Here is a 13744-nt window from a genome sequence, read left to right on the forward strand (position 1 = left end):
CCAGCCGCGCCGGTCCGTCCGGCCTTGGACGGTGGCACGAGAACGAGCGGGCATCGGAGGGGCGGCCGCACAACATGACCACCGGACTGATCCCTGGGGGACATCCCCCGGACCGCCGGCCGACGGACAGCCTGCCGCACCAGCGGCACGAGCCGGCCGTCAGCGCAGCCCTGCACGTCGACAACCGGTCGAGGAGTTCTGTGATCACCGCGCGCGCGGCCGCCAGCTTCGAGCCCGTCGGGCGCTCGGTCGCGAGTGCCCGCTCCTTCGTCCGCGACACACTCCAGGGCTGGGGCTTCGCGGACATCGTCGACGACGCGGTCGTCCTCACCAGCGAACTGGTGACCAATGCCGTGGTGCACGCGGGCACCACGGCGGACGTACTGTGTCTGCGCAGCGACGACGGCGTACGCATCGAGGTCGCCGACCGCTACCCCGAGCGCGAGGTCCCCCTCCAGGGCTCCCTCGCCACCATGGGCAGCCCCGACCGCGAGGGCGGTCGCGGCCTCCAGTTGTGCGCGGCCCTGGCCGGCCGCTGGGGCGTCGAGTACACGCCCACACACAAGCAGGTCTGGTTCCAGATCGCCCTCCCCGAACGCCAGGTGGGCACCCGCGCCGCCGGCCCCTCGCTCCCCGCGAATCTCCTCCCCCTCGCCGACGGCCGCGTCCGCGTCGCCGTCGTCCAGATCGACCGTACGGCGGCCATCTCGGCGTGGAACGAGGACGCCGAGGAACTCTTCGGCTACCCGGCCGAGCAGGTCATCGGCAAACCGCTCACCGACCTCGCGGCCTGGCCCCACACCCCGGGCACCAGTACGGGCATCGCGGAGGCGCTCCAACTCTCCCGCTGGGAAGGCAGTTACGGCATAAGGGGCGCCAACGGCCGCGTCACCCCCGTGTACGCCTCCCACCTCCGCGTCCGCGACACGGAAGGCGAGCCCTCCACGGTCTGCCTCCTGGTCCGCGACCACGAACGCGCGGTCCTCCAGACCCCGTTGCGCATCCCGGCCTCCGACACCTCAACCTCCTCCGACGGCCAGAGCACCGACCCCTTCGAGGTGTTCATCGGCTCCCCGGCCCCGGACGACCTCGACGGCCTCCTCCAGCGCACGGTGGAACGCGCCCGCGACATGCTCGACGCCGACTCCGCCTTCCTCCTCCTCGCCACCGACGACGAAACGGAGCTGGAGGTGCGCGCCTCCACCGGCCTGCCCTCCGCCCGCCAGCGGTTCGCCCGCGTCCCCGTCGAGGCGGGCCCCGGCCGCTACGGCTCGGCCCGCATGCCGGCCGTCCACGAGGACCTCACGGCGGTCCCAGGCGCCGTCCCGCTCCTGAGCGGCACCGGCATGCGCTCGGTCGTCACGGTCCCCCTGAAGGTCGAGGGCCGCCTCACGGGCTCCCTCGGCGTCGCGGCCGAAGGCCCCGGCAGATACTCGAACGAAGAAGCCCTGCGCCTCCAATTCGCCGCGGACCGCATCGCGTTGGCCGTCGAGTCGGCCCGCCTCGGCGAACTGGAACGCCTGCGCCGAGGATCGCTCAGCTTCCTCGTCGAGGCCTCCGACCTCCTGGCCGGCACCCTGGACCGCGACCAAACGCTGGCCCTGATGGCCCAGATGACCGTCCCGACGCTGGCGACCTGGTGCGCGGTCTACACGATCGCCGACCAGGCCTCGGAGCCGTATCTGTCGTACGTCCTGCATGAGGACGAGGAACTCATCGACGGCATCAAGTCGTTGCTTTCGAAGATCTCCCCACCCGACCCGGTACCCACCCCGGGCGCCCGCGTCTGGTCGGCCCCCGCCGAGGCGGCCCACCAGGCGGCCCTGCGCACCTCCATGCGCAGTCTGGGCCTGGGCGAACCCATCGGCCGCCTCAGCTCGGGTATCGGCCCGACCCTCGCCACCGCATCGGCCGTGGGCGGCGAGACGGTCGTCCTCCCCCTGGTGGCCCGCAACCGCGTCATCGGCATGCTGACCCTCGGCAAGCCGACCGACGAGCACTTCCGCCAGGAAATCCTGGAACTGGCCGAGGACTTGAGCCGAAGGGCAGCGCTGGCGCTGGACAACGCCCGCCTGTACTCCGAGCGCACGGCCATCAGCCAGTCCCTCCAGCGCAGCCTCCTGCCGCCCGAGCTCCCCCAGATCGACGGCGTCGAGGTCGAGGTCATCTACCGCGCGGCCGGCGAGGGCAACGAGGTCGGCGGCGACTTCTACGACGTCTTCCCCATCAGCGACGGCGCCTACGGCTTCGCCATCGGCGACGTCTGCGGTACGGGCCCGAACGCGGCGGCGGTGACGGGCCTGGCCCGCCACGCCTTGCGGCTGCTGGCCAGGGAGGGCCTCAGCGGCCCGGCGGTCCTGGAGCGCCTCAACTCCGCGATCCTCGACGAGGGAGCCCGCAGCCGCTTCCTGACGCTCCTCTACGGCGAGATGCGCCCCCAGGAGGACGGCAGCGCCGAACTGAAGGTGGTCTGCGCCGGCCACCCCCTCCCGCTCCGCCTCCGCCAGGACGGCACGGTCGAACCGGCCGCCGAGCCGCAGCCGCTGCTGGGCGTCATCGAGGATCTCGAGCTGTACGAGCAGACGGTCACCCTGGACCCGGGCGACGTCCTGCTGTGCGTCACCGACGGCGTCACCGAACGCCGCGAGGGCGCCCGCATGTTGGGCGACGACGGCCTCACCGACGTCCTCACGACCTGTACGGGCCTGACCGCCGGCGCGGTCGCCGCCCGCATCATGCGCGCCGTGGAACGCTTCGCGTCGGATGCCCCGTCCGACGACATGGCGATCCTGGCCATGCGGGTCCCGGGCCTCCAGAAGGACTGAGAAGGGTACGAAAAAGGCCCCGCCCAATTGGGCGGGGCCTTTCGGTTGGAGCCCCCTAACGGAATCGAACCGTTGACCTTCTCCTTACCATGGAGACGCTCTGCCGACTGAGCTAAGGGGGCCTGTCGCCTTCGAGGTTTCCCTCGCGGCAACGGGATAGATCATACCCCGAACAGACGGGTGTTCCCAACCACGCCCACGAGGTACGAAAGCCGATCAGAAGGCTGCCTGAAGCAGCCCTCCGAGCGCATTGCACGCGCCCACGACCCGCTGCATGTCCCGCTTGGTCAGGGACGCGTCCACCGGCAGCGCCAACGTCTCGTCCGCCGCCAACTCCGTCTCCCGCAGCGACACACAGCGCCGGAACTCGGGCAGCCGGTGCACGGGCGTCTTCACCGGCACCCGGCACTCAACACCCTTGCCACGCAAGGCACGAGCGAAGGCATCGCGATCGGGCCGCCCGTTCCCGGGCACCCGCACGACGTACTGCTGATAGGTGTGCCCATCACCGCCGTCGGGCTTGCCCACACCCTTCAACTTCCCATCGAGGTAAGCCGCCCGCTCCCTGCGCTGAGCGACCTCGTCGTACGGCGCCTCGGACTCCCCCTGCTCCAGCACGAGCAGCCCATGACGTTGTCCCAGAGCGTGCAGCGCCGCGATGCCGGCCCGCCGCCCGAATCGATGTACGACCACCACGGCCGCGGTCCGCGCGGTCACGGCCGCCTCGACAGCGGACGCATCCAGGCAGTAGCTCACCGGATCTATGTCGGCGAACACCGGAAGCGCACCGGCCAGGACAACAGCCTCGGCGACCTCGACGTTCCCGAAGGCCGGCACCACGACCTCGTCACCGACTCCGACGCCGGCGGCCCTGAGCATTGCAGCAGTACCCATGCTTTGGATGGTGGTCGTGGAACGTGAACGTCAAGTGACGCAGAACAAAAAAGGGTTGGACCCCGAACCGAAGTTCAGGATCCAACCCTTTGAAGAATTGTTCGGCGGTGTCCTACTCTCCCACAGGGTCCCCCCTGCAGTACCATCGGCGCTGTAAGGCTTAGCATCCGGGTTCGGAATGTAACCGGGCGTTTCCCTCACGCTATGACCACCGAAACACTATGAAACTGTCGAACCATGCCACACCACACCCGAATACGGGTATGGGGCTGTTCGTGGTTTCAGAACCAACACAGTGGACGCGAGCAACTGAGGACAAGCCCTCGGCCTATTAGTACCGGTCACCTCCGCACGTTACCGTGCTTCCAGATCCGGCCTATCAACCCAGTCGTCTACTGGGAGCCTTAACCCCTCAAAGGGGGTGGGAATACTCATCTCGAAGCAGGCTTCCCGCTTAGATGCTTTCAGCGGTTATCCCTCCCGAACGTAGCCAACCAGCCATGCCCTTGGCAGAACAACTGGCACACCAGAGGTTCGTCCGTCCCGGTCCTCTCGTACTAGGGACAGCCCTTCTCAATATTCCTGCGCGCGCAGCGGATAGGGACCGAACTGTCTCACGACGTTCTAAACCCAGCTCGCGTACCGCTTTAATGGGCGAACAGCCCAACCCTTGGGACCGACTCCAGCCCCAGGATGCGACGAGCCGACATCGAGGTGCCAAACCATCCCGTCGATATGGACTCTTGGGGAAGATCAGCCTGTTATCCCCGGGGTACCTTTTATCCGTTGAGCGACGGCGCTTCCACAAGCCACCGCCGGATCACTAGTCCCGACTTTCGTCCCTGCTCGACCCGTCGGTCTCACAGTCAAGCTCCCTTGTGCACTTACACTCAACACCTGATTGCCAACCAGGCTGAGGGAACCTTTGGGCGCCTCCGTTACTCTTTAGGAGGCAACCGCCCCAGTTAAACTACCCATCAGACACTGTCCCTGATCCGGATCACGGACCCAGGTTAGACATCCAGCACGACCAGACTGGTATTTCAACGACGACTCCCCCTGAACTGGCGTCCAGAGTTCACAGTCTCCCAGCTATCCTACACAAGCCGAACCGAACACCAATATCAAACTGTAGTAAAGGTCCCGGGGTCTTTCCGTCCTGCTGCGCGAAACGAGCATCTTTACTCGTAGTGCAATTTCACCGGGCCTATGGTTGAGACAGTCGAGAAGTCGTTACGCCATTCGTGCAGGTCGGAACTTACCCGACAAGGAATTTCGCTACCTTAGGATGGTTATAGTTACCACCGCCGTTTACTGGCGCTTAAGTTCTCAGCTTCGCCCAACCGAAGTCGGACTAACCGGTCCCCTTAACGTTCCAGCACCGGGCAGGCGTCAGTCCGTATACATCGCCTTACGGCTTCGCACGGACCTGTGTTTTTAGTAAACAGTCGCTTCTCGCTGGTCTCTGCGGCCACCCCCAGCTCACCGAGTAAATCGGATCACCAGTGATGGCCCCCCTTCTCCCGAAGTTACGGGGGCATTTTGCCGAGTTCCTTAACCATAGTTCACCCGAACGCCTCGGTATTCTCTACCTGACCACCTGAGTCGGTTTAGGGTACGGGCCGCCATGAAACTCGCTAGAGGCTTTTCTCGACAGCATAGGATCATCCACTTCACCACAATCGGCTCGGCATCAGGTCTCAGCCTTAATGAATGGCGGATTTACCTACCACTCGGCCTACACCCTTACCCCGGGACAACCACCGCCCGGGCTGGACTACCTTCCTGCGTCACCCCATCACTCACCTACTACCACCGTGGTTCGGCGGCTCCACCACTTTCCATTCCCCGAAGGGTCCGGAACGGCTTCACGGCCTTAGCATTAATGGGTTCGATGTTTGACGCTTCACAGCGGGTACCGGAATATCAACCGGTTATCCATCGACTACGCCTGTCGGCCTCGCCTTAGGTCCCGACTTACCCTGGGCAGATCAGCTTGACCCAGGAACCCTTAGTCAATCGGCGCACACGTTTCTCACGTGTGTATCGCTACTCATGCCTGCATTCTCACTCGTGAACCGTCCACCACTAGCTTCCGCTGCGGCTTCACCCGGCACACGACGCTCCCCTACCCATCCCAGCGGGCGTTGGCCCTCATGCTGAAATGACACGACTTCGGCGGTACGCTTGAGCCCCGCTACATTGTCGGCGCGGAATCACTAGACCAGTGAGCTATTACGCACTCTTTCAAGGGTGGCTGCTTCTAAGCCAACCTCCTGGTTGTCTGTGCGACTCCACATCCTTTCCCACTTAGCGTACGCTTAGGGGCCTTAGTCGATGCTCTGGGCTGTTTCCCTCTCGACCATGGAGCTTATCCCCCACAGTCTCACTGCCGTGCTCTCACTTACCGGCATTCGGAGTTTGGCTAAGGTCAGTAACCCGGTAGGGCCCATCGCCTATCCAGTGCTCTACCTCCGGCAAGAAACACACGACGCTGCACCTAAATGCATTTCGGGGAGAACCAGCTATCACGGAGTTTGATTGGCCTTTCACCCCTAACCACAGGTCATCCCCCAGGTTTTCAACCCTGGTGGGTTCGGTCCTCCACGAAGTCTTACCTCCGCTTCAACCTGCCCATGGCTAGATCACTCCGCTTCGGGTCTTGAGCGCGCTACTATATCGCCCTATTCGGACTCGCTTTCGCTACGGCTTCCCCACACGGGTTAACCTCGCAACACACCGCAAACTCGCAGGCTCATTCTTCAAAAGGCACGCAGTCACGACTGTATGTGCAAGCACATACAGCGACGCTCCCACGGCTTGTAGGCACACGGTTTCAGGTACTATTTCACTCCGCTCCCGCGGTACTTTTCACCATTCCCTCACGGTACTATCCGCTATCGGTCACCAGGGAATATTTAGGCTTAGCGGGTGGTCCCGCCAGATTCACACGGGATTTCTCGGGCCCCGTGCTACTTGGGTGTCTCTCAAACGAGCCGTACAGATTTCAGCTACGGGGGTCTTACCCTCTACGCCGGACCTTTCGCATGTCCTTCGCCTATCCATACGGTTTCTGACTCGTCTCACAGCCGGCAGACTGTGAAAGAGAGATCCCACAACCCCGAATGCGCAACCCCTGCCGGGTCTCACACGCATACGGTTTGGCCTCATCCGGTTTCGCTCGCCACTACTCCCGGAATCACGGTTGTTTTCTCTTCCTGCGGGTACTGAGATGTTTCACTTCCCCGCGTTCCCTCCACATACCCTATGTGTTCAGGTATGGGTGACAGCCCATGACGACTGCCGGGTTTCCCCATTCGGAAACCCCCGGATCAAAGCCTGGTTGACGGCTCCCCGGGGACTATCGTGGCCTCCCACGTCCTTCATCGGTTCCTGGTGCCAAGGCATCCACCGTGCGCCCTTAAAAACTTGGCCACAGATGCTCGCGTCCACTGTGCAGTTCTCAAACAACGACCAGCCACCCATCACCCCGAACCATCCGGTTCGAGTGCACTGGGGCCGGCACTGAAGGCAGCCGATACGGCCATACCCTCAGACACCCAACAGCGTGCCCGGCACCCTCGCCACTCGTGATCAGCTTTCCACGCTCCGAAGAGCAGTACTGGCAGCCCGAGATGACTGAGAGTGCCGAATAATCAACGTTCCACCCTTGAGCAACCAGCATCAGACATTCGCCGATGTACTGGTCCTGGACCACCAAGCAAGCTTGGCGGCCTAGATGCTCCTTAGAAAGGAGGTGATCCAGCCGCACCTTCCGGTACGGCTACCTTGTTACGACTTCGTCCCAATCGCCAGTCCCACCTTCGACAGCTCCCTCCCACAAGGGGTTGGGCCACCGGCTTCGGGTGTTACCGACTTTCGTGACGTGACGGGCGGTGTGTACAAGGCCCGGGAACGTATTCACCGCAGCAATGCTGATCTGCGATTACTAGCAACTCCGACTTCATGGGGTCGAGTTGCAGACCCCAATCCGAACTGAGACAGGCTTTTTGAGATTCGCTCCACCTCACGGTTTCGCAGCTCATTGTACCTGCCATTGTAGCACGTGTGCAGCCCAAGACATAAGGGGCATGATGACTTGACGTCGTCCCCACCTTCCTCCGAGTTGACCCCGGCGGTCTCCTGTGAGTCCCCATCACCCCGAAGGGCATGCTGGCAACACAGGACAAGGGTTGCGCTCGTTGCGGGACTTAACCCAACATCTCACGACACGAGCTGACGACAGCCATGCACCACCTGTACACCGACCACAAGGGGGGCACCATCTCTGATGCTTTCCGGCGTATGTCAAGCCTTGGTAAGGTTCTTCGCGTTGCGTCGAATTAAGCCACATGCTCCGCTGCTTGTGCGGGCCCCCGTCAATTCCTTTGAGTTTTAGCCTTGCGGCCGTACTCCCCAGGCGGGGAACTTAATGCGTTAGCTGCGGCACCGACGACGTGGAATGTCGCCAACACCTAGTTCCCACCGTTTACGGCGTGGACTACCAGGGTATCTAATCCTGTTCGCTCCCCACGCTTTCGCTCCTCAGCGTCAGTAATGGCCCAGAGATCCGCCTTCGCCACCGGTGTTCCTCCTGATATCTGCGCATTTCACCGCTACACCAGGAATTCCGATCTCCCCTACCACACTCTAGCTAGCCCGTATCGAATGCAGACCCGGGGTTAAGCCCCGGGCTTTCACACCCGACGTGACAAGCCGCCTACGAGCTCTTTACGCCCAATAATTCCGGACAACGCTTGCGCCCTACGTATTACCGCGGCTGCTGGCACGTAGTTAGCCGGCGCTTCTTCTGCAGGTACCGTCACTTTCGCTTCTTCCCTGCTGAAAGAGGTTTACAACCCGAAGGCCGTCATCCCTCACGCGGCGTCGCTGCATCAGGCTTTCGCCCATTGTGCAATATTCCCCACTGCTGCCTCCCGTAGGAGTCTGGGCCGTGTCTCAGTCCCAGTGTGGCCGGTCGCCCTCTCAGGCCGGCTACCCGTCGTCGCCTTGGTGAGCCATTACCTCACCAACAAGCTGATAGGCCGCGGGCTCATCCTTCACCGCCGGAGCTTTCAACCACCACAGATGCCTGCGGTAGTGGTATCCGGTATTAGACCCCGTTTCCAGGGCTTGTCCCAGAGTGAAGGGCAGATTGCCCACGTGTTACTCACCCGTTCGCCACTAATCCCCACCGAAGTGGTTCATCGTTCGACTTGCATGTGTTAAGCACGCCGCCAGCGTTCGTCCTGAGCCAGGATCAAACTCTCCGTGAATGTTTACCCGTAATCGGGTGCACACACACGAGAGCGGAACCACCGGCGGAATAAGCCGATGATTCACAGCGTCCTCGCTGTGTTTTTCTTCAAAGGAACCTCATCTACGACCATGACGGCCGGAGACGGGGTATCAACTAATCTGGCGTTGATTTTTGGCACGCTGTTGAGTTCTCAAGGAACGGACGCTTCCTTTGTACTCACCCTCTCGGGCTTTCCTCCGGGCTTTTCCCTTCGGTCTTGCGTTTCCGACTCTATCAGACCGTTTCCGGTTCCGATTTCCTCGGTGCTTTCCAGGTTCCCGCTTTCGCGTTTCCCTTTCCGGCGGCTCCGACTTTATCAGAGATTCTGAGTCGGAATTCCCACCCGCTTCGGGGACTGGTTCCGACGCACGAAGCGATCGGGTTCCCGTTCAGGCGGAGCCGTAAACGTACTGGAGCGGGGCTCCTCGATGCAAATCGAGGAGCCCCGCTCCAGGTTCACGCGTACGGATGTCCGACAGACCGTCAGACCTCCACCACCACCGGGAGGATCATCGGCCTGCGGCGATAGGTGTCGGAGACCCACTTGCCCAGGGTCCGCCGCACCAGCTGTTGCATCTGGTGGGGTTCGACCACGCCGTCCTGGGCCGAGCGTTCGAGGACCTCCGTGATCCTCGGGATCACGTCGGCGAACGCCGAGTCCTCGATACCGGAGCCACGGGCCTGAACGTGCGGGCCGCCCGTGATCTTGCCGGTCGACGAGTCGAGGACCACGAAGACCGAGATGATGCCCTCGTCGCCGAGGATGCGGCGGTCCTTGAGAGCCGGTTCGCCCACGTCGCCGACCGAGAGGCCGTCGACGTACACGTAACCCGCCTGGACCTTGCCGGAGATCTTGGCCTTGCCCTCGATGAGGTCGACGACGACGCCGTCCTCCGCGATGACGATCCGGTCGTGCGGGACGCCGGTGAGGGCGCCGAGCTCGGCGTTGGCGCGCAGGTGCCGCCATTCACCGTGGACCGGCATCAGGTTCTTCGGGCGGCAGATGTTGTAGAAGTACAGCAGCTCGCCGGCCGAGGCATGGCCCGAGACATGGACCTTGGCGTTCCCCTTGTGGACGACGTTGGCGCCCCAGCGGGTCAGGCCGTTGATCACGCGGTAGACCGCGTTCTCGTTGCCGGGGATCAGGGACGACGCCAGGATCACGGTGTCGCCGTTGACGATCCGGATCTGGTGGTCGCGGTTGGCCATCCGGGACAGGGCGGCCATCGGTTCGCCCTGGGAGCCCGTGCAGACCAGGACCACCTCGCGGTCGGGAAGGTCGTCGAGCGTCTTGACGTCGACCACCAGGCCCGGCGGGACCTTCAGATAGCCCAGGTCCCTTGCGATGCCCATGTTGCGGACCATCGAGCGGCCGACGAAGGCGACCCTGCGGCCGTATTCGTTGGCCGCGTCCAGAATCTGCTGGATGCGGTGGATGTGGCTGGCGAAGCTCGCCACGATGATCCGCTTGCGGGCGTTGCCGAAGACCTGGTGCAGGACGTTGGAGATGTCCCGCTCCGGCGGGACGAACCCCGGCACCTCGGCGTTCGTCGAGTCGGAGAGGAGGAGGTCGATCCCCTCCTCGCTCAGACGTGCGAACGCGTGCAGGTCCGTCAGACGGTTGTCCAGCGGGAGCTGGTCCATCTTGAAGTCGCCGGTGTGGACCACCATGCCCGCAGGGGTGCGGATGGCCACGGCCAGGGCGTCCGGGATGGAGTGGTTGACCGCGATGAACTCGCAGTCGAAGGGACCGATGCGCTCGCGGTTCCCCTCCACCACCTCGAGGGTGTACGGACGGATGCGGTGCTCCTGGAGCTTCGCCTCGATCAGAGCGAGGGTCAGCTTGGAGCCGATCAGCGGGATGTCCGGCTTCTCGCGGAGCAGGAAGGGGACGGCACCGATGTGGTCCTCGTGGCCGTGCGTGAGCACGATGCCCTCGATGTCGTCGAGGCGGTCCCTGATGGACGAGAAGTCCGGCAGGATCAGGTCGATCCCGGGCTGCTCCTCCTCGGGAAAGAGGACGCCGCAGTCGACGATCAGAAGACGGCCGCCGTACTCGAAGACCGTCATGTTTCGGCCGATCTCGCCGAGACCGCCGAGCGGGGTGACCCGCAGGCCGCCCTCGGGGAGCGGCGGGGGCGAACCGAGTTCAGGATGCGGATGACTCAAAAGACTCTCCTCACCACACGCGCCACGTACCGGTAGGGCACGTGGCGCGCATGACGTTCGTGCTAGTAGCAGTTGTCGTTGTGGGTGGCAGGCACCGGTGGTGGCCTGCCTATTCAGTTGTGAAGTCTGTTGCGCGCCGGGGGCGCGCGAAGTCTGTTGTCAGAGCTGTACCCCGCCGGCGGCAAGATCGATCTTGAGCTGCTCGGTCTCTTCGGACGTGAGCTCCACCATGGGGGCGCGCAGTGGTCCGGCGGGCAGGCCCTGGAGGGTGAGCGCGGCCTTCGTGGTCATGACGCCCTGGGTGCGGAACATGCCCGTGTAGACCGGGAGCAGCTTCTGGTGGATCTCGGTCGCCTTCTGGACGTCGCCGGAGGTGTACGCCTCCACCAGTGCGCGCAGCTCGGGGGTGACCAGATGGCCGACGACCGAGACGAAGCCGACCGCGCCCACGGAGAGCAGCGGCAGGTTCAGCATGTCGTCGCCGGAGTACCAGGCGAGGCCGGAGCGGGCGATGGCCCAGCTGGCGCGACCGAGGTCGCCCTTGGCGTCCTTGTTGGCGACGATGCGCGGGTGCTCGGCCAGGCGGACCAGCGTCTCGCTGTTGATCGGGACGCCGCTGCGGCCGGGAATGTCGTAGAGCATGACCGGCAGCTCGGTGGCGTCGGCGAGGGCCTTGAAGTGCCGGTACAGGCCCTCCTGCGGGGGCTTGTTGTAGTACGGCGTGACGACGAGCAGGCCGTGGGCACCGGTCTTCTCGGCCGTACGGGCGAGTTCGAGGCTGTGGTGGGTGTCGTTGGTGCCGACGCCGGCGACGACGTGGGCGCGGTCGCCGACCGCTTCCAGTACGGCTCGTACGAGGTCCGTTTTCTCCGCGTCGCTGGTGGTGGGGGACTCACCGGTGGTGCCGTTGATGATCAGGCCGTCGTTGCCTGCGTCCACCAGGTGGGTTGCGAGCCGCTGCGCGCCGTCGAGGTCGAGCGCGCCGTCCGCCGTGAAGGGCGTGACCATGGCGGTGAGGACCCGCCCGAAGGGGGTCTGCGGAGTGGAGGTCGGAGCCATGGGTAACACGCTACTCGCTGCTCAAGACGTGGTCTGCCCTCGGGGGGCTGGAAAAGTCATGACAAAGAAGGAGCCCGGCACTGCCTGCTCGGGGGTTCAAGCAGTGCCGGGTCCGTTTGATCAGGCTAGATGAACTTCTCTAAATGCCGCAATACGGACACTTCGCGCGACTGGCCCGTACACCTGTGCCCGGAGGGAGAACGCGGGTGCGTTACGGCGCCACACGACCGTTCGCGTTGAAGGCCGCGTAGGTGAGCGGCATGAGCTTGGCCCACTCCGCCTCCATCTTCTCGCCGACCATCTCGATCTCCCGCTGCGGGAACGACGGGACCTTCGCCAGTTCGTGCTGGGTGCGCAGACCAAGGAAGTGCATCAGCGAGCGCGCGTTGCAGGTCGCGTACATCGAGGAGAACAGGCCGACGGGGAGGACGGCGCGGGCGACCTCGCGGGCGACGCCGGCGGCGAGCATCTCCTGGTAGGCCTCGTACGCCTGCCGGTAGGAGTCCTCCATCGTGCGGGTGACCAGCTGCTGCTGGGCCTCGGTGCCCTCGACGAAGACGTACTTGCCGGGGCGGCCCTCCTGGACGAGCTTGCGGTCCGGGCCGGGGACGTAGAAGACCGGCTCCAGCTCCCTGTAGCGGCCGGATTCCTCGTTGTACGACCAGCCCACGCGGTGCCGCATGAACTCGCGGAAGACGAGGATCGGGGCGCTGATGAAGAAGGTCATCGAGTTGTGCTCGAAGGGGCTGCCGTGCCGGTCTCTCATCAGGTAGTTGATGAGGCCCTTGGAGCGCTCGGGGTCCTTCTGCAGCTCCTCCAGGGACTGCTCGCCGGCGGTGGAGACGCGGGCGGCCCACAGGACGTCTGAGTCGGCCGCGGTGTGCTTGACCAGCTCGACGGTGACGTCGCTGCGGAAGCTGGGCTTGAGGTCGTCGGCGGGGGTGTCGGTCACGGCTCGGAGGGTCCTTCCATCACTTCTCTCGGGCGGCGCCCACTCTACGGCCCGGCACTGACATCGGGGCGTTCGGTGCCGGGACGCGACATCTTCGGTGAAGTTCTGCGAATTCGGGGCATCAGGGCACCTTTTGTGGCACTCGTGCGTCTGTATCAACAACAGTCACTTATTCGAGCTTGAGAGGAGCGTCTCCCCGATGTTCCGTCGGCGTGAGCCCGTCCCGTTCGCCTTCGTCGCCGAGGCCGACAGGTTCCGCAGCAATGTCACTCCCCCACCCCGTGGGAAGTCCTCCGCGGGGCAGATAGCCGGGAGCTGGCTCCTGGGGGTCACCATCGTCGCCGCACTGGTGGGGTCCCTGATTCTCGGGATGCCGGCGCTGGCGCTCGATCACTCCCCCGCCTCGACGCAGGAGTCACAGGCGTCCCAGGGACACTGACTCTCCCCCACTGCCCCAAATGGCGTGGGAGGGGCCCCCATGGACCCCCGAGGGTGGCTCCAGGAGACACCGGCGGATAGCCTCACCGGGCACAGCCCACCGCATGG

6 protein-coding genes, 1 tRNA gene and 3 rRNA genes are annotated in these 13744 nt (G+C 64.2%); 2 read left to right on the forward strand and 8 right to left on the reverse strand.

Annotated features, from left to right (window positions below; genetic code table 11):
- Positions 1-74: 74 nt before the first annotated feature.
- A complete protein-coding gene (locus QF037_RS14020) occupies positions 75-2825 on the forward strand; it encodes a SpoIIE family protein phosphatase (RefSeq protein ID WP_307025147.1) in 2751 nt (916 codons plus the stop codon).
- A gap of 46 nt (positions 2826-2871) precedes the next feature.
- On the opposite strand, the gene QF037_RS14025 is transcribed toward QF037_RS14020, so the two are convergent.
- The 8 genes from QF037_RS14025 to thyX all read right to left on the reverse strand — a co-directional run bounded on the left by QF037_RS14025 (position 2872) and on the right by thyX (position 13198).
- Positions 2872-2947, reverse strand: a tRNA-Thr gene (locus tag QF037_RS14025).
- A 94-nt stretch (positions 2948-3041) separates the two neighbouring features.
- Positions 3042-3704 carry a DegT/DnrJ/EryC1/StrS family aminotransferase gene (locus tag QF037_RS14030; protein WP_307037158.1) on the reverse strand — a complete coding sequence of 221 codons (663 nt, stop codon included), beginning with the start codon at positions 3702-3704 and terminating at the stop codon, positions 3042-3044.
- Between the two features lie 114 nt (positions 3705-3818).
- A 5S ribosomal RNA gene (gene rrf / locus QF037_RS14035) occupies positions 3819-3935 on the reverse strand.
- Between the two features lie 95 nt (positions 3936-4030).
- Positions 4031-7154: ribosomal RNA gene (locus tag QF037_RS14040) — 23S ribosomal RNA — on the reverse strand.
- Positions 7155-7469: 315 nt separating this feature from the next.
- Positions 7470-8995 (reverse strand): 16S ribosomal RNA (locus tag QF037_RS14045).
- Together the 16S, 23S and 5S rRNA genes form the textbook arrangement of a ribosomal RNA operon.
- A gap of 506 nt (positions 8996-9501) precedes the next feature.
- Positions 9502-11187 (reverse strand): ribonuclease J, encoded by a 1686-nt coding sequence (locus QF037_RS14050; RefSeq protein ID WP_307025149.1) that lies wholly within the window; start codon positions 11185-11187, stop codon positions 9502-9504.
- A 159-nt stretch (positions 11188-11346) separates the two neighbouring features.
- A complete protein-coding gene (gene dapA / locus QF037_RS14055; RefSeq protein ID WP_307025151.1) occupies positions 11347-12246 on the reverse strand; it encodes a 4-hydroxy-tetrahydrodipicolinate synthase in 900 nt (299 codons plus the stop codon).
- Positions 12247-12457: 211 nt separating this feature from the next.
- A complete protein-coding gene (gene thyX / locus QF037_RS14060) occupies positions 12458-13198 on the reverse strand; it encodes an FAD-dependent thymidylate synthase (RefSeq protein WP_307025152.1) in 741 nt (246 codons plus the stop codon).
- A 199-nt stretch (positions 13199-13397) separates the two neighbouring features.
- Here thyX and QF037_RS14065 point away from each other — a divergent pair, with 199 nt between their 5' ends.
- Positions 13398-13637 carry a hypothetical protein gene (locus QF037_RS14065; RefSeq protein ID WP_307025155.1) on the forward strand — a complete coding sequence of 80 codons (240 nt, stop codon included), beginning with the start codon at positions 13398-13400 and terminating at the stop codon, positions 13635-13637.
- The last annotated feature ends 107 nt before the right edge of the window (positions 13638-13744 follow it).

Source organism: Streptomyces canus (assembly GCF_030815415.1).
In the GTDB taxonomy this organism is placed as follows: domain Bacteria; phylum Actinomycetota; class Actinomycetes; order Streptomycetales; family Streptomycetaceae; genus Streptomyces; species Streptomyces canus_F.

Excerpts from the sequence above, each read along its gene's own strand:
- dapA (WP_307025151.1), bottom strand. The coding sequence starts at position 12,246 with ATGGCTCCGACCTCCACTCCGCAGACCCCCTTCGGGCGGGTCCTCACC.
- QF037_RS14030 (WP_307037158.1), bottom strand. The coding sequence starts at position 3,704 with ATGCTCAGGGCCGCCGGCGTCGGAGTCGGTGACGAGGTCGTGGTGCCG.
- QF037_RS14065 (WP_307025155.1), top strand. The coding sequence starts at position 13,398 with ATGTTCCGTCGGCGTGAGCCCGTCCCGTTCGCCTTCGTCGCCGAGGCC.
- QF037_RS14020 (WP_307025147.1), top strand. The coding sequence starts at position 75 with ATGACCACCGGACTGATCCCTGGGGGACATCCCCCGGACCGCCGGCCG.